15 protein-coding genes are annotated in these 25,163 nt (G+C 60.8%); 12 read left to right on the plus strand and 3 right to left on the minus strand.

Annotated elements, in window-relative coordinates; genetic code table 11:
* Nucleotides 1-2: 2 nt before the first annotated feature.
* On the minus strand, nucleotides 3-1,082 hold the full coding sequence (locus ACILSE_RS04625) for a DEAD/DEAH box helicase (protein ID WP_395716185.1): 1,080 nt from the start codon (nucleotides 1,080-1,082) through the stop codon (nucleotides 3-5).
* 206 nt (nucleotides 1,083-1,288) lie between these two features.
* Between ACILSE_RS04625 and ACILSE_RS04630 the strand changes: the two genes are divergently transcribed.
* The 10 genes from ACILSE_RS04630 to ACILSE_RS04675 all read left to right on the plus strand — a co-directional run bounded on the left by ACILSE_RS04630 (nucleotide 1,289) and on the right by ACILSE_RS04675 (nucleotide 17,694).
* Entirely contained in the window at nucleotides 1,289-2,593 is a 1,305-nt protein-coding gene (locus ACILSE_RS04630; RefSeq protein ID WP_395716186.1) for a hypothetical protein, read from the plus strand.
* A gap of 91 nt (nucleotides 2,594-2,684) precedes the next feature.
* Nucleotides 2,685-4,151: a hypothetical protein gene (locus ACILSE_RS04635; protein ID WP_395716187.1), complete on the plus strand. Its 1,467-nt coding sequence runs from the start codon at nucleotides 2,685-2,687 to the stop codon at nucleotides 4,149-4,151.
* 25 nt (nucleotides 4,152-4,176) lie between these two features.
* The gene (locus ACILSE_RS04640; RefSeq protein WP_395716188.1) at nucleotides 4,177-6,168 is read left to right on the plus strand and encodes a DUF4838 domain-containing protein; all 1,992 of its coding nucleotides are present in this window, start codon (nucleotides 4,177-4,179) and stop codon (nucleotides 6,166-6,168) included.
* Nucleotides 6,169-6,188: 20 nt separating this feature from the next.
* Nucleotides 6,189-7,037 carry an alpha/beta hydrolase gene (locus ACILSE_RS04645; protein WP_395716265.1) on the plus strand — a complete coding sequence of 283 codons (849 nt, stop codon included), beginning with the start codon at nucleotides 6,189-6,191 and terminating at the stop codon, nucleotides 7,035-7,037.
* Between the two features lie 55 nt (nucleotides 7,038-7,092).
* The gene (locus ACILSE_RS04650) at nucleotides 7,093-9,015 is read left to right on the plus strand and encodes an MBL fold metallo-hydrolase (RefSeq protein WP_395716189.1); all 1,923 of its coding nucleotides are present in this window, start codon (nucleotides 7,093-7,095) and stop codon (nucleotides 9,013-9,015) included.
* A gap of 74 nt (nucleotides 9,016-9,089) precedes the next feature.
* Complete coding sequence (locus tag ACILSE_RS04655; protein ID WP_395716190.1) at nucleotides 9,090-10,103, plus strand: serine hydrolase domain-containing protein; 1,014 nt, start codon at nucleotides 9,090-9,092, stop codon at nucleotides 10,101-10,103.
* Between the two features lie 72 nt (nucleotides 10,104-10,175).
* Entirely contained in the window at nucleotides 10,176-12,635 is a 2,460-nt protein-coding gene (locus ACILSE_RS04660; RefSeq protein ID WP_395716191.1) for a DUF1553 domain-containing protein, read from the plus strand.
* Nucleotides 12,636-12,638: 3 nt separating this feature from the next.
* A complete protein-coding gene (locus ACILSE_RS04665; protein ID WP_395716192.1) occupies nucleotides 12,639-14,057 on the plus strand; it encodes a DUF1501 domain-containing protein in 1,419 nt (472 codons plus the stop codon).
* Nucleotides 14,058-14,245: 188 nt separating this feature from the next.
* The gene (locus ACILSE_RS04670) at nucleotides 14,246-15,181 is read left to right on the plus strand and encodes a DUF6807 family protein (RefSeq protein ID WP_395716193.1); all 936 of its coding nucleotides are present in this window, start codon (nucleotides 14,246-14,248) and stop codon (nucleotides 15,179-15,181) included.
* Between the two features lie 101 nt (nucleotides 15,182-15,282).
* Nucleotides 15,283-17,694, plus strand: a complete 2,412-nt coding sequence (locus ACILSE_RS04675) for a PVC-type heme-binding CxxCH protein (RefSeq protein WP_395716194.1) — start codon at nucleotides 15,283-15,285, stop codon at nucleotides 17,692-17,694.
* A gap of 201 nt (nucleotides 17,695-17,895) precedes the next feature.
* Here ACILSE_RS04675 and ACILSE_RS04680 read toward each other — a convergent pair whose 3' ends face one another.
* Complete coding sequence (locus ACILSE_RS04680; protein ID WP_395716195.1) at nucleotides 17,896-18,561, minus strand: hypothetical protein; 666 nt, start codon at nucleotides 18,559-18,561, stop codon at nucleotides 17,896-17,898.
* Nucleotides 18,562-18,714: 153 nt separating this feature from the next.
* Here ACILSE_RS04680 and ACILSE_RS04685 point away from each other — a divergent pair, with 153 nt between their 5' ends.
* Entirely contained in the window at nucleotides 18,715-20,256 is a 1,542-nt protein-coding gene (locus ACILSE_RS04685; protein WP_395716196.1) for a hypothetical protein, read from the plus strand.
* A 22-nt stretch (nucleotides 20,257-20,278) separates the two neighbouring features.
* On the opposite strand, the gene ACILSE_RS04690 is transcribed toward ACILSE_RS04685, so the two are convergent.
* Entirely contained in the window at nucleotides 20,279-22,363 is a 2,085-nt protein-coding gene (locus tag ACILSE_RS04690; RefSeq protein WP_395716197.1) for a DUF1549 domain-containing protein, read from the minus strand.
* Nucleotides 22,364-22,445: 82 nt separating this feature from the next.
* Between ACILSE_RS04690 and ACILSE_RS04695 the strand changes: the two genes are divergently transcribed.
* On the plus strand, nucleotides 22,446-25,130 hold the full coding sequence (locus tag ACILSE_RS04695) for a hypothetical protein (protein ID WP_395716198.1): 2,685 nt from the start codon (nucleotides 22,446-22,448) through the stop codon (nucleotides 25,128-25,130).
* Nucleotides 25,131-25,163: the final 33 nt, after the last annotated feature.

A 25,163-nucleotide genomic window follows, 5' to 3' on the forward strand; every position in this document is an offset into this window, starting at 1 on the left:
GGTCACCGCCGCCACTCGCTGAACTTCACCCGCAGCCGTTTTTCCAACTCCGTGACAAGCAACTTTTCATTCGGCTCGATGAGGACGAGTGACATGCCTTTGTTCCCCGCACGCGCCGTGCGGCCGCTGCGGTGCGTGTAGTATTCCATCTGGTCTGGAAGCTGATGGTGGATCACAAAACTCAAACCGGCCACGTCGATGCCGCGCGCGGCGACATCCGTGGCCACGACGAACTGCACACGCTGCTTTTTGAAGGCGCGCATCACCTTGTCCCGCTCTTTTTGCATCAAATCGCCCTGTAGCACATCGACGGCGAGACCGATGTCCTTCAGCTCCTGGCAAAGATCCATCGCGCCGTGCTTCGTGCGGGTGAAAATGAGGCCGCGCTGGTCCTTCTGGCGCTTGAGGAAGTTCGCGATGAAGGCGGTCTTCTCCGCACGCTTGCAGATCGCGAAGCGGTGGTCGATGTCGCGGTTCACTATCTGTGCCGTGTCGATCTGGATCGAATGCGCGTTAGCGGACATGCAGCCCTTAATGAGAACCTGGATCGCGTCAGGAAACGTGGCGGAAAACAGCCAGGTGCTGCGCCGCATGGCCGCCAGCTTCAGAATCTCCGTGAGTTGCTTCTTGAAGCCCATGCTCAGCATCTCGTCCGCCTCGTCCAGCACGAGATAGCGCACGAATTCGAGAGTCAGCGCGTCACGTTCGATCAAGTCCAGCAGCCTGCCCGGCGTGGCGACGACGATGTGGGTGGGACGCTTCAGCGCCTCTGTTTGGCGGTCTATGTTGTCACCACCACTGAGCACCTCGATAAAAATTTTCTCGGTGTGCTTGGTGAAGCGGAAGAGCTGCTTACCGATCTGCTTCGCCAACTCACGCGTGGGAGCAAGAACGAGTCCTTGGATGTCCCGATGCTTGGGATTCATCTTCGTCAGCAGCGGCAGTCCAAAGGCGGCAGTCTTGCCCGTACCAGTTTGCGCTTGAGCAATGAGATCACTGCCATCCTTCAGCAGGAACGGGATGACTTTTTTCTGCACCTCAGTCGGTGTGGTGATGCCCAGTTCCTCCAGGCCACGGATCATCTCCTCTGGGATTCCAAGTTCTTTGAATGGGTGCGACATCCCGTGCCATCCCTCACAATGCGCTGAATTGCCAGCAAGAAAGCGCATCAGGCCACGCCAATTCTGCGGCGCGCGCGATGAAAGGCTGATGAATTGAGAAGGTATGAAGCGGCCTGTCAGTAAAATCGTTGAAGTAAGACATCGCGTGACAACCCTGTTTAAAACCCATGAATCGCCACCTCCTGCTCTGCTGCACCTTTCTTTGCGGCCATGCTTTCGCAGCTGAGCCAGCTTCATCTGACGCCGTGCTCCAAAGCACGGTGGATCGCGCTCGCATTCTCTCCCAGGTGAGATGGACGCCTGTCGCGGGGACGATGCCGAATCGGAAGGGCGGGTTCTTTGAGGCGGGGAAGGAGAATGTCGGTGTGCCTTACTCCAGCGTGCGGTCGGAGGGGCGTTACATTGGTTTTGACATCGGATTGCGCACGTTCCTGGCAGCGGTGGAGAATCCGCAGAGCGTGCTCTACACGGAGAACCTCACAGGCAAGGTCTCGAACGCTGCGGCCTACTACGGCAGCGTTTGCTCCGCCTACACCAGCTACGCGCTGGGCTGCGGGATCTGGGAGGTGAGTCGTCGTTATGGTCCGCAAATCAGCGACGGCATCCGGTTGGTCGAGCCGCAATCGGCGGACGCTGCGCAAGCGGGTGATGTGATCTACACGCCGCACGCCACTGAGACCTCAGGCTCGCATGTGGAGATGGTCACGGCGGTCATCAAGGATGCCTCGGGTCGCGTGATCTCCGTGCGCGTAGATGAAAGCCGCCCGCCGACCACCGCCACGACGGAGCGCAGCGCGGCCGCCTTCAACACGCATCTCGCCTCGCGAAACAAGCAGCTCTTTCGCATCACGGATCGCGAGGCCTGGCGCGGCGCGAATCGCTCTGAACCGCTGCTTTTTCCGAACTACGAGGCCGATGCCGCGAAGCCGAAGATCAATCGCACCCTGCTCCTCGATCTCGGCGACTGGGTGCCGTATCAGAAGGGCAACCCCGTGAAGTTCAACGTCATGGACCGCGATCAGCTCGGCGTGAAGTCGCTCGTCATCCGTCGCGGCGACCAGTTGGTGGAGGAAATTGCTCTCGCTGGCCCCGGCGTGCATGAGCGGGCCTTTGACACCTGCGGCGACTACACCGCGCAGGTCATTCACCGCGATGGAAAGCCCAGTCAGGCATGCGAGTTCGCTGTCTGTGATCTCAAGCTCACGCTGCCGAAAGACAAAGTGTCGATGAAGGGCGGCTGGGAGGTTGGTTTTGGCGCGGCGAACATCCAACCCATCGTCATCTACCTCTGGAGCGAGGCGGACAGCTACGGCCGCCATCCGCTCTTCCTCACCGAGGAGCAACGCCGCACCGGATCACTCACCATTCCCGCGAATCTGCTCAAAAAGCCCGGCAAGCTGCAAGTCTGGCTCATCGGCGAGCACAAGCTCGGTCGCCTGAAACTGCGGAAGGACATCACGATGGTGCCGTGAGGCGTCGCGTTGCTCCTCATCGAGAAAGGTACCGGAGTTCGCGGTGTTGTGCCGCAAGTTGCCGATGCGTGTGCCGTTCACAGATGAAATCATGCGCCACCAATCCCTGCTCCTCCTCACCAGCTTTTGTCTGGCATTCGCATCGCTGGATCTTGTCGCTGCGGCGCCGGTTTTTCGGGCGGGCGCGGCCACGAGCAACATCACGCCGACCATCGCCGTCGAATCGGGCGCTCGCACCAGCCGACCGCCGGCGACGCATGTTCATGATGAGCTGCATGCCCGTTGTCTCGTTCTTGATGATGGGGAGGCGAAGCTGGCGCTGGTCGTGTGCGATTTGCGGCATATTTCGGCTGAAGTGGCCGCTGCCGCCAAAGTGATCATCGAGAAGACGACGGGCATCCCGCCGCAGTGCGTGGTGATTTCGGCGACGCATTCGCACACCACGGGTGGTGCGAAGCTGGAGGAGCGCGAGGGCGAGCCGTTTTTTGAATACAGCGCTTTCCTCACCCGGCGCATCGCCGATGGCGTGTTGCGGGCTCACAATCAGCTGGAACCGGCGCAGATTGGTTGGAGCGTCGCCGAGGAGCCGACGCAGGTCTTCAATCGCCGATGGTTCGTGATGCCTGAACGCGGCCCGATCTACGGTGCGCACGACAACGTCGAGAAAGTGGACACGAATCCCGGTTACAAGGGTCTGCTGCGGCCCGCTGGCCCCGTGGACCCGCAGATCACGTTTGTGTCCGTGAGATCCACTTCAGGCAAACCGATCTCGCTGATGGCTTCCTACGGCCTGCACTATGTCGGCGGTGTGACGGAGAACACCATCTCGGCCGACTACTTCGCCATTTTCGCTGACCGCGTGGGCGAGCTGCTCGGTGCGGACCGCCATCAAGATCCGCCGTTTGTCGGCATTATGGCCAACGGCAGCAGCGGCGACGTGAACAACCTGGAGCGCTACTCCGACGAGGAACTGGCCAAGCGCGGTCCGCAGCCGAAGAAGAAGTATCAACCCTTCGAAAAAGCCCGCGAGGTGGCGGACCTGTGCGCCAGCAAAGTGATGGAGGCTCACAAAACACTGCAATGGCACGATCACGTGAAGCTATCCTCGGTGCAGCGTACACTCACCTTCGAGCGGCGCTATCCGACGAAGGAGGAGGTCGCGTGGGCAGAGTCGGTGAAGGCCCGAAGGATCAAGCCGATGAGCGCCAGCCGGTATAGCACCTACAGCACCGTGCTCGCGTTTGCCTCACCGGACATGCCGCCGACGCTCGACGTGATCGTGCAGACGCACCGCATCGGCGAACTGGCCGTGGCTGCGATGCCGTTTGAGGTGTTCGCGGAAATCGGCCTCGAATTGAAGCAACGAAGCCCCATCCAGCCGCTGATGAACATTTCCATCGCCAATGGCTCCCACGGCTACCTGCCCACGCCCGAGCAGCACAAGCTCGGCGGTTACGAAACGTGGATCGGTGTCAACAAAGTGCAGCTCGACGCCTCCGTGAAGATGGTGAACGCCCTAGTCGAGATGCTCGGTGAGCTGTCGGCGAAGAAACCCTGATCCGAAGCCGCAAGCCTTTCCCATAATGAATCACAAGCTCACACTCATCGCCGCGGTGCTGGCCGCCACCGTTCCTGCACGCGCAGCCGATCTCGTCCTCGCTTCGAAGGACTCGCCACCTTTGCCGATCATCGTCTCTGCCGACGCTCCGCCGCGCACGCGGAATGCGGCGGAGGTGATGGCGGGTTACATTGAGAAGATCAGCGGGAAAAAGCCGCTCGTGATGCTCGGTGCGTCGTCTCCAGCGCCGGACAGCGCGATCTGGGTCGGCGTGCAGCCGGAAGTGAAGGCATTGTTTCCGAAGGTGGACTTCGATTTCAAACATCCTGAAGAGATCGTCTTCGCGGCGAATGAAAAGCATGTGGTCATCGCCGGGCGCGACCGCTGGGACCCGAAGCACATGGAGGCGAAGGGCCGGCTGAGCACGAAGACAGGCATGCAGCAGGAGTATGGCACGGCGAATGCGGTTTATACCTTCATTCGGGATCAACTGGGCGTGCGCTGGCTCTGGCCGGGTGAGGACGACGTGCTCAAGCAAGCATCTATCAGCGTCGCGTCGATGGAGCAGCACTATCATCCCCAGATCCGGGCACGGGCGGGGCTTTTCACCAAGCTCGAACTGGGTGATCACAAAGAAGGCCCTGACATGGAATGGGCACGCGTGCAGCGCCTGCAGCTCGACTCCATGGAGATCGATGGCGGCCACGGCTTCGGCCACTGGTGGGAAAAATATTCGAAGACGAACCCCGAGTTCTTCGCCCTCCAGCCAGACGGCACACGCAGTCCGCATCCCACACCGAACAACACCAAGCTCTGCGAGTCGAACCCACAGGTCTGGCAGCAGTGGCTCACCGAGGTGGAGGAGCAGCTTCGCGTCGATCCCACGCAGCGTGTTTTCAACGTCAGTGAGAATGACGGCTATGACTTCGGCCACTGTGTGTGCCAGGACTGCCTCGCCAAAGATCATCCGGATGGCGAGAAGTTCACCTTCCGCTGGCGTGGCAAACAGGAGGAACGCCCCGCGCTGACCGACCGCCAAGTCGTCTTTGCCAACACGCTCGGGCGGATGCTCAAAAAGCGTTTTCCGGACAAGGAGCTCTACGTCCAGCTCCTCGCCTACGGCTACTCCCGTCCTGCGCCCATCGCCGCCATGCCGGATGAGAATGTCATCATCGCCAACGTCGGCAACTTTGCCATGCGCGGGAAGAAGGAGCGTGAGACACCGATGAAGCAGCACGCCGAATGGGCCGCGAAGGCGAAGCACATCATGTGGCGGCCCAATCTCGGCAATCCCGCTGGTTTGAGCTGGGGCATGCCGGATGTGCCGATCACTCAACTGGCTGAAGACTTCCGCTTTGCGGCTGAAACGCAGTGCCTCGGCCTCTACTTTGACATGTTCTGGTATCACTGGTCCACGCAGGGGCCGCTCTACTATGCGCTCGCTCATCTTGCCTGGGATCCTAAAGCGGATGTGGCAGCGCTGATGGACGACTACTACCAGCGCTGCTACGGACTCGCTGCGGCGGACGCAAAAGCCTACTGGCAGCTGCTGGAGCGCACGCGCATGGAGTTCGTCGTTGAAAAGCCAAGCCCCTTCCGGGCCTTCGAGCTTCCGCAGAAATACACGGCCGAACTCTTTGCCCAAGCGCAGGCACATCTCGACTCCGCAGCTGCGAAACTCATCTCTGCCGATGAAAAATTCCGTCGGAGGCTGCATTTCACCCGCTGCGGCTTTGAGTTTGCCAAGCTCGCCGTCGATACCCGCGCTGCGATGCAGCAGTTTGAGGCCAGCAAAGGCAAAGACGAGGCCGCCAAAGCGCGCGTGCTCGCCAACTGGGACCGCACGGTGGTCATGCAGAAAGAGTTCCCGCCCTACGCCATCAATTGGAACGCCACCTTTCACACGCCCGGCGCTACCCCCGGTGGTAAACGCGATAAACGCGGCGAGGGCCTCCACCCCAAATCTCCCCTCACCCCCTACACGCTCAAGCGCATGCAAGCAGCGGGCTTGGAGTGAGCTTTTCACAACCCGCCTTGATGAACTGTCTCCCGCTTTTCGCCGCCGCGTGTCTGCTGCCGTGCTTTTCGCTCCTCGCCGCTGAAAAGCGCATCACGCTCTGGCCGGACGGTGCGCCCGGAGCACTCGGCAACACGCCGAAGGACATCCCGACGCTCACGCCTTACCTCCCCGCCAAGCCGAGCGGAGCGGCGATGCTGCTCATCCCCGGCGGCAGCTACAGCGGCATCTACGAAGGCCAGGCGGAGCCGTTTGCGCTCTGGCTCAATGAGCAGGGGCTGACGGTCTTTGTGCTGCGCTACCGACTCGGCAGCGCGGGCTATCGCTATCCCGCGCAGCTTCAAGATGCGGTGGAGGCGATGTTTCAGATTCGCGGCAATGCGACGAATTGGAAACTAGACCCCAAACGCATCGGCGTGATGGGCTTCTCCGCTGGCGGGCATCTCGTCTCCACCCTCATCAACCGCCCCGAGGATGGCCTGCTCGATGGTCGCGATTACAAGATCAGTCCACGTCCCGATCTCGCCATCCTGTGCTATCCGGTCATCAGCATGATCACGAAGCCGCACGCCACCTCGCGGAAGATGCTCATCGGCGACTCACCCGATGAAAAACTCCTCCGCCAGACCTCCAGCGAGCTTCAGGTGAAGCCCGGCCTGCCTCCCGTCTTCCTCTGGCACACCATGGAGGACAAACTGGTCCCCGTGGAGCACGCCCAGCTCTACGCGGCCGCTTTGCATGCGAATGGCGTCCCTCACGAGCTACATCTTTACCAGCACGGCGACCACGGAACGGGTCTCATCGGCACGGAGCATCCGTGGTTCGCGGATTTGCTGTTTTGGCTGAAAGGTCAGGGGGTTGTGAAGTGAGGCCGTAGCATCGTGAATTTGGAGCAAAGCTGACTCCTGCGGCGTTGGTAGGGGCATGAAGTGTCTTCTGGTCTTCCTGCTCAGTTTGCCGTGCTTGGCTTTGGCCTCCTTCGAGGAGGTCGCGCCCGGCATTCACCGCTGGCAGGACACCTGCAACGTGCATGTGCTGAAACACGAGGACGCGGCTGTTCTCATCAATCTCGGCGATGGCAGCGTGCTGGAGCATCTGGGGGAGATCGGTGTGAAGCACGTCGAGCGGGTGCTGCTCACGGATCACCATCGCGAGCTGTGCCAGGGTGAGACGAAGCTGGATCGCGCGGTCACGAAGGTCGCGGCTTCGGAGATCGAGAAAGAGATCCTCGAAAACCCGCTCTCGTTCCGCAAATGGCATCCGCGTCTTGGTGACAAACACAGTGTGCATGGCGCGAGCTATGTGCGCCCGCCGTCTGCGCCGCTGAAAATCGACTGCGTGCTGGCAGATGGCGAGGTTTTCGCGTGGAATGGTTTCGATATCACCTGCGTGAGCACACCGGGCCATTCGCCGGGCGGGATGAGCTTCGTTTTGAAGCGTGAAGACCGCACACTGGCCTTCACCGGCGGCGTGATGCATGACGGCGCGAAGATGACGAACTGGTTCGACACCGAGTGGGACTACGGTTTCGCCAAGGGTCTCGACGCGCTCACCGCCTCCGTGCAAAAACTCGCCACGCTGGGCATTGAGACCGCGTTTCCATCGCAGGGTCCGGTCATTCGTGATGCGACGAGGCAGTTTGAGGCTTATGAAAAGAAGCTCGCCGACTTCCGGCCCGATTACATTCGCGGCTATCCGGTGAACAATCTCTCCAAACGCGGACCTCACCCGGCCACGAAGCCGACGAAGGCAAACTACATCGTGCAGGTGACACCGCACCTCTACATGTTCGGCCCGGAGATGGCGGGGAAGAATTTCGCCATCCTCATCGCCGACAGCGGCCACGCGCTGCTGCTGGATTGCGGTCTGTTCCCGAAGCTCGTACTCGAGCGCATCATCAGCGACATGAAGGAGCACCTCGGCCTCAAACAGATCGACGCCTGCTGGATCAGCCACTCACATGGCGACCACTTCACGCTCTTCCCCGCGCTGCAGGATCACGGCGTGAAGTTCTGGACGATGGACACCATCGCCGACAAGTGCGAGAACCCGCGCTTCTACGACTACCCGGCGATGATCGGCGCCTACAACGCCGGATTTGAAAAGGCAAAGATCGACCGCGTGCTCAAGGCCGGCGACGTGATCGAATGGGAAGGCTACCAACTTCACATCGACTGGATGCCCGGCCAGACGGAGTTCGGAAACGCGCTCTGGCTCGAACTCGATGGAAAAAAGGTCGTCTTCACTGGCGACAACCTCTTTGGCGATCCCAGCGATCCCGCGCAAAACGGCCACGAGTGCGTGAACGCGCGCAACAGCGCCATCATCGAGGAAGGTTATCTCGTGGCGGCGAAGTATCTGCAAAAGCTCCAGCCGGACATCATCATGGGCGCGCACGGCGTGCTCATGACCGAGCCGAAGGACTTCATCGAGCGCTACCACGACTGGGCGCTGCGCGCGATCGGCAAATACAAAGACCTGCTGCCCGACAAGGACTATGAATACGGCTACGATCCCTACTGGGTCAGCGCTTATCCGTATCGGGTCGATGTGGCGAATGAGGCCGATGTGAGCATCACCGTGCGCAACTTTCGCGACACCTTGCAGCAGCATCGAGTCGTCCTCCAACTCCCGCCTGGCGTGAAAGCCGAGCCGGCTTTGCTCGAAGGCACTGTCGGTCCGAAGTCGCGTCAAAGCTTCAAAGTCAAACTCACCGCCGATCCGGCATTACTGCCCGCTGGTGTGCAAATGGTGCCGATGGACATCACGCTCAACGGCAAGCGATACGGCCAACTCTTCGATTTCATTATCCAGGCCAAGGAGGCCGCAAATCCAGCCACCAAATGATGAACCGCCGTCAAACTCTCTCCACCTTGCTTGCCAGCCTCGTTGCGACGAGAGGCCACGGAGCCAGCTCTGCCATGCAAACCGCCACCCAAATCATCCAAACGCAAATCGACAATGGCACCCTTCACTCCGCCGTGCTGCATGTGTGCCGTGGCGATCAGGTCACGCAACATGTCTTCGGCAAAGCGCAGGTGGACTCGATGTTCCTGCTTGGCTCCATCACCAAGCCGCTCGCCGCTGCCGTCCCGGTGATGATCCTGGTGGATCGCGGCGAGGTAAAGCTCTCGGAGCGAGCTGTGAAATACCTTCCTGAGTTCAACGAAGGCGCACGGAAGGATGTCACCATCGAGCAACTGCTCACGCACACCTCCGGCCTGCCGGATCAGTTGGAGAACAACAACGAACTTCGTGCCCAGCACGCGCCGTTGTCAGAATTCGTGAAAGGCGCGGTGCGCACGCCCTTGCTGTTCGCGCCGGGTACGAAGTATCACTACCAAAGCATGGGAATCCTTCTCGCGGCGGAGATCGTCGAGCGAGTCTCGAAGATGCCGTTGCCTGATTTTCTTCTGCAACACGTCTTCACGCCGCTCGGCATGTCACGCACCGTGCTTGGCCTCGGCAAATTCAAAAAGTCCGACATGGTGCCGATGCAAACAGAGCATGCCGCGCCCGAAGCCGGCGGCGGCGATCCCAAAGCCCGCGAGTGGGACTGGAACAGCGATTACTGGCGCAACCTTGGCGCTCCGTGGGGCGGTGCGCACAGCACGGCGTCCGACATGTCCATCTTCCTGCGCAGCTTTCTGCATTTCGACGGCAAAGTGCTGCGCGAGGAAACGGCGCGCCTCATGATTCAGGATCGCACGCCCACACTCGAAGCGCATCGCGGTATCGGCTTCATGGTCGGAACCGCCAGCCTCGGCAAAGGTTGTTCCGCTCATGCTTTCGGCCACAGCGGCTCCACCGGCACACTCGCCTGGGCCGATCCGGCCACGAACACCACTTTTGTGCTGCTCACTGCCCTGCCGAAGAATGTTTCCGGCGACCTCATCCTGCATCCGGTGGCGGATTTGATTTCGACCCTGAGCTGATTGCGCTGGATTTTGCCATGCATGGAGTGGGAATATCCCATTCAACGAATCGTATTACCTGTGACACATTTTATGATGAGAATTATCCTTTTCGCCACCCTGGCCCCAATCGCCCTCTTCGCCGCCGAACCGCCCATTCCGGCCAAAATCGAGTTCAACCGCGATGTGCGGCCCATTTTGAGCGACAACTGCTTCTACTGCCACGGAAACGACCCGAAGCATCGCGAGGCTGATCTGCGGCTCGACCTCCGCGACGAGGCCGTGAAGGCCAAAGCCTTCCTCCCTGGTAATGCGAAGGATAGCGAACTCGTCTCCCGCATCCTCACGGACGACCAAGACGACCTCATGCCGCCGCCGGACTCGCACAAGAAGCTCACGCAGCGCCAGAAGGACATCCTCAAAAAATGGATCGAGCAGGGCGCCACCTACCAACAGCACTGGGCCTATGAAAAGCCCATCAAAGCCTCCATCCCCGCTGGAGTGAATCCCATCGATCACCTCGTGCAAAAGCGCCTGAGCGAAATCGGTCTCAAACCTTCACCAAAAGCTGATGCACGCACTTTGGTGCGCCGTCTCTCCTTTGATTTGCTTGGCCTGCCGCCCAAACCGTCGGACTTGTCTGACTGGTCGGACAAAAAGCTCGATGCGCTGGTCAGCCAGCTCCTTAAATCCCCCCACTACGGCGAGCGCATGGCCATCGCGTGGCTCGACCAAGTCCGCTTCGCCGACACCATCGGCTACCACAGCGACAACCCGCACAACGTCTGGCCTTATCGCGATTACGTCATCCAGTCGTTCAATAAGCACAAACCCTTCGACCGCTTCACAATCGAGCAGATCGCCGGAGACTTGATGCCGGATGCCACTCAAGAAACCCGCGTCGCATCCGCCTTCAACCGCCTGCTGCTTACCACCGAGGAAGGCGGCGCTCAGGCCAAGGACTACGAGCAGCGCATGCTCACAGACCGCGTCCGCGCCATCGGCAATGCGTGGATGGGCCAGACCACCGGCTGCGCCCAGTGTCACGATCACAAGTTCGATCCCATCACCATGCGGGACTTTTACACCCTCGGCGCTTTTTTCGCCGACATCAAAGAGCCCATCCTCGGCCGCCGCGAAGATGGCATGCTCGTCACCACGCCGGAAAACGAAAAGAAGCTCGCCGAGCTTGATGCAAAGCTCGCTGAGGCCAAAAAGATGCTCGCCAAAGTGCAGCCAGAACTCAACAAGGCCCAAAAAGCCTGGGAGGCCGAGTTTGCCGCCAAAACGGATCACAAGGAAAAAGAAGCCAAAGACATCGCCGCGCTGTTGAAGGCCAAAAACCGCAATCCAAAGCAGAAACAGCAGATCGACGCCTACTTCGCGAAAATCAGCCCGCTTCACAAAGCCGAGCGCGATGCCGTCACGAAGGCCGAAGCGGCTCGCAAGGCCTTCTACGATCCTCTTCCGAAGTGCATTGTCTCCGTCAGCGATAAAACAAAACGCACCGTGCGCATCCTTCCGCGTGGCGATTGGATGAACGAAAGCGGCGAAATCGTGAAGGCCGCTCTGCCCAGCTACTTGCCCAAACCGAAAATCGAAGGTCGCGACCTCACACGTCTAGATCTCGCCCAGTGGCTCGTTTCCAAAGAAAATCCGCTCACCGCCCGCAACGTCATGAACCGGTTGTGGAAGCAGTTCTTCGGCACCGGCCTCAGCAAGGTGCTCGACGACCTCGGCGCTCAAGGCGAGCCGCCGGTGAATCCTGCGCTGCTCGATTGGCTTGCCTGCGAGTTCATGGACAGCGGCTGGGACATGCAACACATGATCCGCCTCATCGTCACCAGCCACACCTACCAGCAGGTCAGCACCTCCACGATGGAACTCACCGCCGCCGATCCCTACAACCGCGAATGCGCCCGCCAGAGCGCCTTCCGCCTCGATGCCGAACTCGTGCGCGACAACGCCCTCGCCATCTCCGGCCTGCTCGTGCCAAAAATCGGCGGCCCCAGCGTCAAACCCTACCAGCCCGCCAAATACTGGGAAAACCTCAACTTCCCCACCCGCGAATGGCAAAACGACAGCGGCGAGAGCCTGTATCGTCGCGGCATGTACACCTGGTGGCAGCGCAGCTTCACCCATCCGGCCATGCTCGCCTTCGACGCCCCCAGCCGCGAAGAATGCACCGCCGAGCGCAACCGCTCCAACATCCCGCAGCAAGCCCTCGTCCTCCTCAACGATCCCTCCTACGTCGAAGCCGCCCGCGCCTTCGGCGCCCGCATCCTGCAAAGTGATGGCGACATCGCCAAACGCATCACCTGGGCCTTCCAACAAGCTTTGCAGCGCCAACCAACCGCCGACGAAATGAAGACGCTTTCGTCTCTCTTCACCAAACACCTCGCCGATTACCAAAAAGACCCCACCGCCGCCGAAGCCCTGCTCCAAACCGGTGCTGCACCTGTCGCAGCCAATTCGAACAAGCCCGAGCTCGCTGCGTGGACTCACGTCGCCCGTGTGCTGCTCAATCTGCACGAAACGGTCACGCGGAGCTGATCCATGAATTCAATCAGCGCCCACACCCGCCGCGCCTTCCTCGGCCGCACCTCGCAAGGTCTCGGCGGCATCGCTTTGGCCTCGCTGATGAGTCCGGGGCTGCTCGGGGCGGCCTCACGCGGCGTGCTGGGCAAGCTGCCGCTGCCGCAAAAAGCAAAACGCGTCATCTGGCTCACCATGGCGGGTGGGCCGTCGCAGTTGGAGCTGTTTGATTACAAGCCGAAGCTCGCGGCGATGGACGGGAAGCCGATGCCGGAGTCGTTCACAAAGGGACAGCAGCTTGCGCAGCTCCAGGGGCAGAAATTGGTGTGCAAAGGGCCGATGTTTGGCTTCGCGAAACACGGTCAGTGCCAGATGGAGCTCTCCGAGCTGCTGCCACACCTCGGCAGCGTGGCGGATGAAATCTGCCTCGTGCGCTCAATGACCACGGACGCGATCAACCACGACCCCGCGCACATGTTCATGAACACCGGCGCTCAAATCGCGGGCCGTCCGAGCATGGGCGCATGGATTACCTACGGCCTGGGCAGCGAGGCGGAGGATCTGCCCGGCTTCGTCGTTATGGTGTCCACGGGCAAAGGCCGCACGCCGCAACCCATCGCCGCACGGCAGTGGAGCAGCGGCTTTTTGCCATCGAAGTATCAAGGCGTGCAGCTCCGCTCGCAGGGCGATCCCGTTTTGTATCTCACCAGCCCAAACGGCGTCACTCGCGAACGACAAGGCGCGGACGTGGCCGCGATCAATGCGCTGAACAAACAGCACGCTGCACTCTGCGACGATCCCGAGATCGCCACGCGCATCGCGCAGTATGAAATGGCCTTTCAAATGCAGGCCAGTGTGCCGGAGTTGATGGACATCCGCCCCGAAGGCCCGAGAACCCTCGAACTCTACGGCTGCACGCCCGGCGATGGCTCCTTCGCGTCGAATTGCCTTCTCGCCCGCCGACTCGCCGAACGCGGCACGCGCTTCATCCAGCTCTACCATCGCGATTGGGACCACCACAGCCTCCTGCGCGAAGAATTGCCGCTCCGCGCCAAAGAAGTCGATCGCGCCTGCATGGCCCTCATCACCGATTTGAAGCAGCGCGGCCTCTTTGATGACACGCTCATCGTTTTCAGCGGCGAATTCGGCCGCACACCGATGGCTCAGGGCAACAAAGGCCCCATCGGCCGCGATCATCACAACAAAGCCATGTCCATGTGGCTCGCCGGTGCCGGCATCCAACGCGGCCTCACCTTTGGCAGCACGGATGATCTCGGCTACGCCGCCCAGGAAAACATCACCACCGTCCACGACCTCCACGCTACCATGCTGCATCAACTCGGCATCCAGCACGACGCCTTCAGCTTCAAGTTCCAAGGACTTGATGCAAGGCTGAGTGGCGTAGAAGGCGCGAAGGTGATCAAGAAGATCCTTGCTTGAAGCGACGCCTCAAATGACGAAACCAGAATGGCGAATGATGAAGAAAGTTCGAATGCCGAAAACTTGGCGCTTCGTGCTTCGTCATTGATTCGGCATTCCTCATTGATTCACTTCGTTCTCCCTCCGGGCTCGTTTCACTCGTCTGTCTCGCTTCGCTCGGCTCTGGTTTCGTCATTCCATCCCTTTCCATGAAAAACACCCTCCTATTCCTCGCCCTCACTCTTCCCACCTTCGCCTTCGACATCACGGTCGCTGACAAAGACCACGTCGCGGTCGCCAATGGCGGCAAGGTCGTGGCGAAGCTCATGATGGCGAATGATCTCAGCACGCCGGAGAAGCATCACGAGACCTACAAGCCTTACATGCACGTCTTCAGCGCCGATGGCTCCACGCGGCTCACGAAAGGCGCGGGGTTCAACTTCACGCATCATCGCGGCATCTTCCTCGGCTTCAGCAAGATTGGCTACAACGGCAAATCCTATGACCGCTGGCACATGAAGAAGGGCGATCAGGTCGTGACGAAGGTCACGCCTAGCGAAAACACCTTCACCGCCCACATCGACTGGCAGGGCGACACCACCGCGCCCTTCCTCACCGAAGAACGCCGCTTCAGCTTCACCACGCCCGCCAAGCCCTTCTATCTCGGCATCGAAATGAACAGCGCCATCAAAGCCATCAGCGGCGAAGCCGACATGAATGGCGATCCCGAGCATGCAGGCGCTCAATTCCGCCCGAGCGAACTCGTGGACACGAAATCGACGACTTACGTCTTCCCCGGCGAAAACATCGACGCTCACAAGGTCAAAGACCTGCCCTGGGCTGCCGAAATCTTCACCACCGAAGGCAAAACCTTCACCGTCGTGATCCTCAATCACCCCGATAACCCGAAGGACACCGCCACCTCCGCCTACCGCGACTACGGTCGCTTCGGCATGTTCCCCAAAGGCAAAGCGACTGCAGAGGCGCCCTTCAAACTGCGCTACCAATGGCTCATCGCTGAAGGCAACGTGCGTGATGCCGCTGTCTTCCAAAGCGCGTGGAATGCTTTCGCAGGCAAATCCGAGCCCGTGCCTTCGCTGACGATCAAAGCGTCCGAGCAGCCGAAGCCGAAAGCGAAGAAGTGAGAGGTGCCGTCAAGAAGGTCAAGCGGTCGTCAAAACGCGAGTCCGTGGCACTCTTGACCCCTTGACGCCTTGACCTTCAGCACCTTGACCAAATTTTCCCCATGACGCGCCCACTCATCGCCCTCCTTTGTCTCTCGCTCGCGCCGCAAGCGCTGGCAGTACATTCCAAAAACGCCGGCCCCGAGAAGGTCGAGCTGAAGTTCAAGCTGCCACCTCCTGCGCCGCTTTCGCCGGAAGAGGCGATGAAGAGCTTCGCGGTCGAAAAGGGCTTCCGCATCGAGTTGGTCGCGAGTGAGCCGATGATCGAATCGCCGGTAGCGATGAGCTTTGATGATCAGGGGCGGCTCTATGTCTGCGAGATGCGTGGTTACATGCACGATCTGGCTGGCAGCACGGAAAAGGAGCCGACGGGACGTGTTTCGCTGCTCGAAGATACCGATGGCGATGGTCGCATGGACAAGGCGACGGCGTTTCTCGACCAGGTCGTCATGCCGCGTGCGGTGATGGCGGTGAATGGTGGCGCGTTGATCGCGGTGCCGCCGCAGTTGCTCTTCTGCAAAGACACGAATGGCGATGGCATCGCGGACGTGAAGGAAGTCGTGGCGACGGACTTCGGCACGCTCGGCGGACAGCCGGAGCACATGGCGAACTCGCCTGTGTGGGCGATGGACAACTCGATCTGGTGTGCGGGTTACAGTTCGCGGCTAAAGCTGCGCGGCGGCACGTGGATGAAGGATGTCGGGCTCGGTCGCGGTCAGTGGGGGCTTTGCCAGGACGACCACGGCAGGCTCTACTTCAACTACAACAGCGACATGCTCCGCGCCGATCTGCTGCCGACGGAGGCCTTTGCTCGCAATCCGCTGCTGCGCAATGCCACCAGCATCAATGCGAAGCTCGCCGCCGATCAATCGCTCTACCCTGCGCATCCCACGCCCGGCGTTAATCGCGGTTACGATGCCAAAACACTGAGCGCCGACGGCAAGCTGCAACGTCCCACCGCCACCTGCGGTGCGCTCATTTATCGTGGCGATGCGTTTCCATCGGCGTATCGCGGCAATGCCTTCGTGCCAGAGCCGAGCGCGAATTTGGTGAAGCGCTTCACGATGAGCGAGGCCGATGGTCTCGTGAAGGCCTCGAACACCGCGAAGGGCAGCGAATTCCTCACCTCCACCGACGAGCGCTTCCGCCCTGTGAACGCCTGCAACGGCCCCGACGGTGCGCTTTACCTCGTGGACATGTATCGCGGCATCATCCAGCACCAGAGCTTCCTCACGCATTACCTCATCGCGAACATCCAGGCGCGAAAACTCGAGCAGCCCTTCAACATGGGCCGCATCTGGCGCATCGTGCCGGAAGGCAGCAACGCCAAGCCCGTGAAGGTCACGAAAGACGCGAAACTCCTCACGCATGCCAACGGCTGGGTCCGCGACACCGCTCAGCGACTCATCGTCGAGTCCGCCGATGCCTCTGCGGTGCCCGCGTTGAAGGAGTTGCTGCAAAACGAAAGCCCCATCGCCCGCGAGCATGCGCTTTGGACGCTCGACGGCCTCGCCGCCATCACGCCAGACATCGTGAAGACCGCTCTCACCGACCCAAGCGAGCACGTCCGTGCCGCTGCGGTGCGTGTGGCACCTCGCGATTACGTTTTCGAGCTCGCTGCTGAAAAACATCCGCTCGTGCTCGCCAACCTCGCCATCAAAACGATCAACGAGGCCGCATTGGCCCCGCTGCTCGCCACACACGGCAAAAACGCCCTCATCCGCGAAGCCGCCCTCACCGGCCTGCGCGGCAAAGAAGCCGCCTTTGCCAAAACACTCGCCCAAACGCCTTCGGATGGCTCCAAGGCCGTCATCGGTGCTTTGGCCGAATTGATCGCTCTCGCCGGAAAAGCTGGTCCCATCGCCGAAATGCTCGATCTGGCCGCCAACTCGCCCGAAAACCGCGACACCATCCTCAAAGGCCTCGCCAAGACCGACAGCAAATCGAAGACCGTGAAGCTCGTGTGGCTCGAAAAATCCCCACCGAAGCTCAAACTGCCCGCTGACCTCGAAAAACGCCTCGTCTGGCCCGGCAAACCCGGCGCCCCCACACCGCCCGTCATCAAACCGCTCACCGCTGAGCAGACCGCCCTCTTTGAGAAAGGCAAAACCATCTACGCCACGCTCTGCGCCGCCTGCCATCAGCCGCACGGCTTCGGTCTCGACGGTCTCGCGCCGCCGCTCGTCGATAGCGAATGGGTTCTCGGCAAAACCGACGTGCTCGCCCGCATCGTCATGCACGGCCTCGCCGGCCCCGTGAAAGTCAGCGGCCGCACCTACAACCTCGCCATGCCGCCTTTGCCCCAACTCACCGATGAAGACATCGCCGGCGTGCTCACCTACATCCGCCGCGAGTGGGAACACACCGCCAGCGCCGTCGAAACCAAAACCGTCACCAGCATTCGCGAACAAGAAAAAGGCCGCATGATGATGTGGACCGAGACTGAGCTGAAGAACCTTGGGAAGAAGAAGTGATATGACATGGACTGCGGCAGCCTGCTGCCGCTTTCCTGAGGCAGCCCTGCTGCCGCCGAAGGCTTTTGGTGATCAAGAAAGCACTGCGGCTCACGCCTACGCGAGAGCGGTGGAAGTTTGCGAAAGGTCGTTGGGCCACTCGACGGCCAGCAGGCTGCCGCAGTCCAAGGAGCCTTCGGCTCAGAATTGGGTAATGTTTCGTCACTTCGACGGCACTTGGGAACCTGTCATCGGCACGAACTGGCGTTTGGCAGCATCCCAGAGCCATCGTTGATCCACTTTGGCTGAAGATGTTCTTCCGATTTCATCCACTCGATGTTCAGTTCCGTGCAGTCTCAGCATGACTGGCTTGGATGCATCACCGTCCATGTGTTCGATCTGCAACTGTCCATGGTCAAACCAACGCTCATCATTCTGCGCCACTGCACGTGTGTGCATCAAGGAGCGCATTTGCCCGTCTTTGAGTTCGAGAAGCCAGAGTGAGCCGTTGCGGCGATGGGTACTTGTAAACACATGCAGCACCCAGCCTACCTCGCGGATTTCTCGCCAGTAGAAATCGCGCACGTAATGTCCCGCATCCTCCAGATAGTCGGCAGGCAGGGAAACAAAACCGAACACGGCATCCCCGTCATGCTTTACGACCACCAAATCGCCCCACCAGCGAGCTTCCCGCTCGCAATGAAGCGCGGACACTTTTTCGCCTTCTGGATGCGGCGCACGAGTCACGCTGACAAAGCTGTTTGTGGCACGGGTCAGGCCCTCACTCTTCCATCTGGCTTCATCCAGCAAGTTTTCCTGCCCAAAGCAGGTCAATGAAGCCCAGACAAGGAGCATCAGGAAGCCGGAAATAGAAGAACGAAGCAACATGACGCAAACATGTCATTCACCAATGTCCCTGCAAGTCATGAACTGGACACCTCGCCAGCGTCTGGTGATGTCGTTCGTAGTTGCCGGTGAGCATGCGGCAGAACCAAACAACCTCGGGAAGAAGTAATGCCCTCCTGCGGACGTATGCGGTGCATGCGTTCGCTTTTCATTCTCTTCATCGTTCTCTCGGCCACTGCCGCCGAGCCCGTCCGCATTGGCAAGACGCATCAGCTTTTCCTCGACGACCATCTCATCGAGCACACGGAGCATCTCACGCGACGCGTGCAGCAGGCGCGGAAGCATGAAGCGAATCCGATGATCGTGCCGCGGGCCGCCTGGGAGCCGGAGGGCTACTTTTTGCCATCGGTGATCTTTGATGAGGAGGAACGCCTCTTCAAAGCGTGGATCGACGGCGGCGGGCCGGGCGTGTTTTACTTCACGAGCAAGGATGGCATCACCTGGGAGCGGCCCAAGCTGCATTTGTTTCCCGAGTTCGACGCGGAGCCGACGAATCGCGTGATCCTCAGCGGCTTTGAGTTTGATCAAAAGGAAGCGCCACCGGAGAAGCTGGCCTACCTGCGGTCGCGTGAGCGCGGATGGACGTATTTCTGCTACGCGAGCGGCGTCATCAAAGACAAGCGCGAGACCGATCCGCAGAAGCGCTACAAGATGGCTTACCTGTGGATCGACCGGAAATTTCAGCGCACTCCCACATCGAAACTGGGCAAACTCACCGCGCTGGGCGTGGCCTTCAGCCCCGATGGCATTCACTGGACGCCGCACAACGAACCCGCGAGCTACGCCACGCTCGATGCGCCGATCCATGTGACCTGGGATGAGAAGCGTCAGCGCTGGATCATGCTCGGGCGTGCCTTTGGCGTCGTCACCGATGCAAAAAAGGCCGCGCAGGCCGCCGAGCCGAATCTGCAATACAACGCGGGCCGCGCCGTGATCCGCTGCGAAAGCGCGGACTTCATCCACTGGACGCCAGAGAAGGGTGATCTCGTTTTGGCGAGCGATGCGCAGGACACGCCCACCACGGAGATTTACGACATGCGCAGCATTCCCTATGCCGGGCTGCACATCGGCCTCGTGCACATGTTTCTTAACAATCCTGACAGCGTCACGCTGCCCATCCAGCTCGCCGTGAGCCGCGATAACAAAACCTGGCAGCGTCTCAGCGACCGCTCGCCCTTTCTCGCGCAGGGCGGCTTTGGCGAGTGGGATCGCAGCGTCATCTCGCCACCGACGGCCGATCCGCTCGTCGTCGGTGATGAGCTGTGGTTTTACTACACCGGGCGCAATGGCCTGCACAGCACGCGCTGGATTCCTGAGGACAATCCGAAGCTGCTCGCCGGTGTGTCGCCGTTTCGCGGCTCGCTCGGCCTCGCCACGATTCAGCGCGACCGCTTTGTCGCGATGGAGGGCAACTACCGCCCCGGTATCCTGCGCACAAAGCCCTTCATTCACGATGGCGGCACCCTGCATGTGAATGCGGCGGCGAAGTTCGGCATCCTCACGGTGAGCCTGCTCGATGAGTCTGGCGTCTCGCTGCAAAAGATCACGATCAAGGAACGCGATGCCATCGACATCGCCCTTCCCGAACTCACCAAGCTCTCCGCGAGAAAAGACCAGCCGGTGAGATTGGAGTTCAGCGTGCAGAACGGGCGGCTGTTCTCGTTTTGGGTGGAGTGAGTCTTCGGGAGCCCGATCAACCTCACTGCACAAACAAGAACTGCTGCCCGTTGAGCAGGGCGAAGACGATGTCCTCGGTGCTCGCGTCCTTGAGGCGGGCTTTCTCGGCGGCGGTGGGCTTGCGGGTCAAAAGGGCGAGGTAGATGGCTTCGACGCGGTCGGACTCGTCGCGGAGGTCGAGCATGAGGGCGTTCCAGGGATCGAGCACGCGGGGGATGAGGCTGCTGTTCATCATTTGCAGGGCCTGCGTGATGGAGGCGTCGGCGCTGGCGTTTTCGATGACTTCACGGTCGCTCTGGCCGAACTCGCGCAGAAAATGACCGCCAGGCGCGGGTTGATCGAGTTCCGAGGCACGCAGGTAGGTGGTGTACATGCTGAGGCGATTTTTGATGAAGGCATCGCGTGAGGCCTCGGGGATGGCCCGGCGCTGCATTTCGGGGGCGAGGAGGTCCTGCCACTTGGTGGCGTCGCGATGCTCGGCTCCGACTTTTTCCAGCAGGTCGCCACCGCGAAGACCGGCATCGGGTCCATCGAGATGGGCGACGGAGCGTTTTTCCTTCGCCGCGAGTTTTTGAGCCGCAGGACGGATGAGATGCGCGCTCACGGCATCACGCTGGTTGTTTTCCACGGTCGTCATTTGCAGACCGATCTGCTTCGCGAGTGCCTTGTCATCAGCGGCGCGGGCGGCCTCCAGTTCCTTTTGCAGGCGCTGGGCGGTCTGTGCGTTGCGCACATAGGTGGCGGCAGCGGCTTTGACGCCTTCAAAGATCTCGCTGCTGCTCATGAGGCGCTGCGAGAGGATGGTGTCACGGGCGATGGCGCGGCTTCTCCGCAGGTAGTCGTGCATGACGCGGTTCGGCAGATCAGGCTCGGGATTGATGAGCGTGACGAGGCTGTCCCAGGCCTGCTCGGCGGTCATGCGGCGCAAAACGGGGCCGGTGAAGTGACTGCTGTCACCGGCGGCGATCTCTCCGCGCACGCACTGCGACTGATAAGCTCGGGTGTGCAGCAACACGCGCAAAAAGGCCTTCATGTCATAGCGCAGCACCTTCATCTGGCTCTCCAGTTCGCGTTGCAGCGCGGGAATGACGGGCGTGGAGCTGTCCATGATCTCATCGAGCGGCTCCATGTTTGCCAGGCCGAAAAGCCGCTTCCACAGGCGGTTCACGATCACCGTGGTGAAGCGCGGATTCTCCGGCGAGGTGGCCCAGGCCGCGAAGGCATCGAGCTGGCCCTCGCCCGTGGCTGCTGGCGGTGCTTTGCCGAACATGACGGCTGGTTTGATCGCCTCATGCGGCTTACCGTCGTTGTATTGATAGTCGTGCGGGAGTTTCAGCGGCAGGCCGGTCCACACCATGCCCGCGAAGGTCTGCGGGCTGAGCGCATTTTCGATGGTGACGCCCATTTTGGGCCGCTCCGGGCCTTTGTAAGGCCCCACGAGGTCCAAGGCGGCACGAAAGAGAGGAATCTTCTTCCAGTGGCTGAACTCGTTGCCATGCGTGAAGGCCGCCATCTGGTAAAAATCCATCTGCGACCATTTATCGAAGGGGTGATTGTGACACTGGGCGCACTCGATGCGTGTGCCGAGAAAGATGCGCGTGAGGTTGGCGAGGTTGTCCAGCGGCATGCCCGTGTCGCGCAGGTAGAAGGCGGTGCCAGGTGCGTTGAAGATGTCGCCACGTGCGGAGAGCATCTCGCGCACCCATTGGTCGTAGGGCTTGTTGCTGCGGAGCGCCTCGCGGATGAGATCACAAAAGACCGCGTGATGCCCGCGTCGTGTGAGCTGGGACTGCGCCCGGAGCACATCGGCCCAGTAGTTGAACCAGTGCAGCGCATAGCCATCGCTGGCGAGCAGGCGGTCGATGAGCCGCGCTCGCTTATCCGCACCCGAATCGGCCCAAAACGCGCGAGCCTCCTCCAGGGTCGGGATTCGTCCGATCACATCCAGATACACGCGGCGAAGAAAGACCTCGTCCGAGGCCGGAGCATTCGGTGACAGCCCCTTCTCCTGCCAATGACGCTCCAAAAGGGCATCGATGCGCGATGCCGCCTCATCCGCGTAAAGCGAGACAAAAGACAGAAGCAGGAAAAAGAGGCCTAAACGCATGGAGGCGCTCTAAACGGCGTGATCGCAGTCATGTTTTCAGCACGGACAAGAGTGGCTGGTTGTCCTGCGTTTGTTCGGCCGCATGCGCTTCCTCTATCTCCTTCTCGCCACCACCGCTGCTGCGCAGGTCATGCCTGCGCCGGACATCGCGTCGATTCCGCGGCTGCCATGTGTGACGACGGGTTTTGGCAACACACTCATTCGCGGCAACAGCTTTGCCGACAATTCGCAGACGTGGATGCAGCTCTACACGGCGGACATGGCGGTGAGCGCGGAGGGCTTTGTGTTTCTCACGACGAAGTGGGAGGAGGGCCTGCGGGCGGCGGGCATCTACAAAGATGGCGATGCGCTGCCGGAGATGACCGGCCTCGGAGTGAACTCGGGCGAGGCGGTGGCGGTGAGCGAGCACTTCGCGGCCTATGCGCGTGAGGTGAAGAGCAAGGACGGCCCGGTGATGACGCTCGTGCTCTTTGAAAGGCGCGCTGGCAAGGCGCTCGACAGTGCGAAGCAGCGCACCACCTATCTGCCGGAGCAGAAGAGCAGCATCACCGGCCTCGCCATCGACGAGGCGCGGGATCGCGTCTATTTCGCGGATGACGAAGGCGTGCGAGCGCTGTCGTTGAGGACGCTGAAGCCGCTCGACTTTCACATCGCGTTGGAGCGTGCGGGCAAAATGCTCGTGGATGAAAACGGGGCGCTGTGGGTCATTCAGCGGGCTACTTCCGCCTACGCACACACACCGCTGCAAGGCGAGGTCTTTGGCAGCGAAGCCATCGACGCGGAGCACGGCCTCGAGCAGGCCGTGAGCACCTCGGACAAGATCAAATACATCGCCAAGGACACGTCGGGCGCGTTTGTCGGCCTCGATTTCGGCAAAGCCGTGGCCGTCTCCCGGTTCAGCCTCATGGGCGACAGCGCGAAGGCGGACTTCCGGCAGTTGAAGGTGCAAACGAGCGCCGCTGGCCGCGACGGCCCGTGGGCGGATGTCGCCACGCCACTCGACAAGCTCTACAACTACCCGGAGGAGTTTGTGACGCTCGATGCCTCGCAGCCCATCCGCGCCATTCGCGTCCTCTCACCCGATTTGACCATGTGCCGTATGGCTGCGTATGCGCCGCCACAGGTGATCGCGGGCCGTGTGTTGAAGTATGAAGGCGCGGAGCTCAAAGCGAGCCTCAACGACATCACGCAGCCGATGGACATCGCCATCGATCCGCGCACGAAAAGGCTCTTCGTGGCCGATGGAGGCCCGGAGCATCAGATTCACGGCTTTTCCGATCAAAACGGCCAGATGAAGCACGAGGTGAGTTTCGGCGAAAAAGGCGGATGGAGGTCGCAGAAGGGCAAAATCGGCCCGCAGAGCTTCGAGAACATCCGTGGCATCGGTTTTGATGCGCAGGGCTGTCTGTATGTGTGCGATGTCGGCATGGCCGGCATGTGCCAGAGCCGCCTGCATGCCTTCACGCCGGACTTCGAGCCAAAGTGGAGCCTGCACGGCACCAGCTTCCTCGACAGCGTAGATGCCGATCCGCAATCGCCACGCGATGTCTTCTCCAGCTTCAATCACTACCGCGACGAAAAGTGGATCGCCAGCACGCTCGACCGCGCCCGCTTCCCCGATGATCCACGCTCGAACGGCAGCGCCCTCGTTTATGGCGTGCGTCGCTGGTTCGGGAAAAAGTTCCTCATCACCACCACGCAGCATGGCAATCCCATGTGCGTCTTCCGTTTTGAAGACGGTGACGACACCGCCATCCCCTGCGCACTCATCGCACCGCGCCACACCGCGAAAATCTGGCCACCGCACCAGCCGCTGGGCTTTGGCAGCATCATCTGGACGGATGACAACGGCGACGGCCAGTTCGATGCCGCTGAATACGCCAAAGCGCTGCGTGACGACAGCGACACCGCGTTTCAAAACATCGACGAGCAGGGCAACTACGCCTTCATCACCCGCATCAAAGGCACGCGCCATCTGCGCAAACTCGCACTCATCGGTCTGAATGCGCACGGTGCTCCCGTTTGGAAATGGAACGCGCCGGAGAACACGCTGCTCGAACTCCCGCCGCCCTGGCAGGACGGCAAAGCACGCCTCGGCGGCTTCGAGATCGACTCCGAGCGTGGCGAGGTCTTCCTCTTCGGCTTTCCCGCCGACAAACCGAACGAATGCGGCATGAACTGGCCGCTCGGACGCCTGCTGCAACGTTGCGAGATCAAGGACGGCAAGCTCATCGTCACGCAGAGCGCGGAGTTGCTGCACAATGTCGTCATCGACACCCGCACAAAAGACCAGGCCTACGGCGCGGCGTTGTGCGGCGACTATCTTTTCATCGCCTACGCGCATCATTTCACCGTGCTCGTCTATCGCCGCGCCGACCTCAGCCTCGTCGGCCGGCTCGATCTCGGCCCGCAGGTGCTCAAGCCCCTGATGGACGGCATGCACGAGCTCATCGTGCGCCCCGATGGCGAAGGCTTTGTGCTCTGGTCCCCGCACTACGTCGCCAACGCCATCCACCAGCGGCGCTGGAACGGCCAGACCACCGGCTACGAGCCACCACCAACCCTCATGCTCGAAAACAGCAAACTCACCTGGACCGTCGATGGCACCCTCGAACGTCGCGTTCTCCGCGAGAACGGCTGGAGCGCTTGGGAGCCGGTGAAAACAACGGCGCGTGAGTTTGAAGAAGCGCCGCAGGTTAAAACAGCCGCCTACCGCCTGCGCACCGCACGCTCCGACTGGTCCGCGACGGTGTATCTGCGGCGGTGATTTTTTCCCTGAGCTACCCACAGCATCAAGACC

Origin of the sequence: Prosthecobacter sp. (genome assembly GCF_044236155.1) — a bacterium.
Lineage (GTDB): Bacteria > Verrucomicrobiota > Verrucomicrobiia > Verrucomicrobiales > Verrucomicrobiaceae > Prosthecobacter.

Excerpts from the sequence above, each read along its gene's own strand:
- ACILSE_RS04625 (WP_395716185.1), bottom strand. The coding sequence starts at position 1,082 with ATGATCCGTGGCCTGGAGGAACTGGGCATCACCACACCGACTGAGGTG.
- ACILSE_RS04630 (WP_395716186.1), top strand. The coding sequence starts at position 1,289 with ATGAATCGCCACCTCCTGCTCTGCTGCACCTTTCTTTGCGGCCATGCT.
- ACILSE_RS04635 (WP_395716187.1), top strand. The coding sequence starts at position 2,685 with ATGCGCCACCAATCCCTGCTCCTCCTCACCAGCTTTTGTCTGGCATTC.
- ACILSE_RS04640 (WP_395716188.1), top strand. The coding sequence starts at position 4,177 with ATGAATCACAAGCTCACACTCATCGCCGCGGTGCTGGCCGCCACCGTT.
- ACILSE_RS04645 (WP_395716265.1), top strand. The coding sequence starts at position 6,189 with ATGAACTGTCTCCCGCTTTTCGCCGCCGCGTGTCTGCTGCCGTGCTTT.
- ACILSE_RS04650 (WP_395716189.1), top strand. The coding sequence starts at position 7,093 with ATGAAGTGTCTTCTGGTCTTCCTGCTCAGTTTGCCGTGCTTGGCTTTG.
- ACILSE_RS04655 (WP_395716190.1), top strand. The coding sequence starts at position 9,090 with ATGCAAACCGCCACCCAAATCATCCAAACGCAAATCGACAATGGCACC.
- ACILSE_RS04660 (WP_395716191.1), top strand. The coding sequence starts at position 10,176 with ATGATGAGAATTATCCTTTTCGCCACCCTGGCCCCAATCGCCCTCTTC.
- ACILSE_RS04665 (WP_395716192.1), top strand. The coding sequence starts at position 12,639 with ATGAATTCAATCAGCGCCCACACCCGCCGCGCCTTCCTCGGCCGCACC.
- ACILSE_RS04670 (WP_395716193.1), top strand. The coding sequence starts at position 14,246 with ATGAAAAACACCCTCCTATTCCTCGCCCTCACTCTTCCCACCTTCGCC.
- ACILSE_RS04675 (WP_395716194.1), top strand. The coding sequence starts at position 15,283 with ATGACGCGCCCACTCATCGCCCTCCTTTGTCTCTCGCTCGCGCCGCAA.
- ACILSE_RS04680 (WP_395716195.1), bottom strand. The coding sequence starts at position 18,561 with ATGTTGCTTCGTTCTTCTATTTCCGGCTTCCTGATGCTCCTTGTCTGG.
- ACILSE_RS04685 (WP_395716196.1), top strand. The coding sequence starts at position 18,715 with ATGCGTTCGCTTTTCATTCTCTTCATCGTTCTCTCGGCCACTGCCGCC.
- ACILSE_RS04690 (WP_395716197.1), bottom strand. The coding sequence starts at position 22,363 with ATGCGTTTAGGCCTCTTTTTCCTGCTTCTGTCTTTTGTCTCGCTTTAC.
- ACILSE_RS04695 (WP_395716198.1), top strand. The coding sequence starts at position 22,446 with ATGCGCTTCCTCTATCTCCTTCTCGCCACCACCGCTGCTGCGCAGGTC.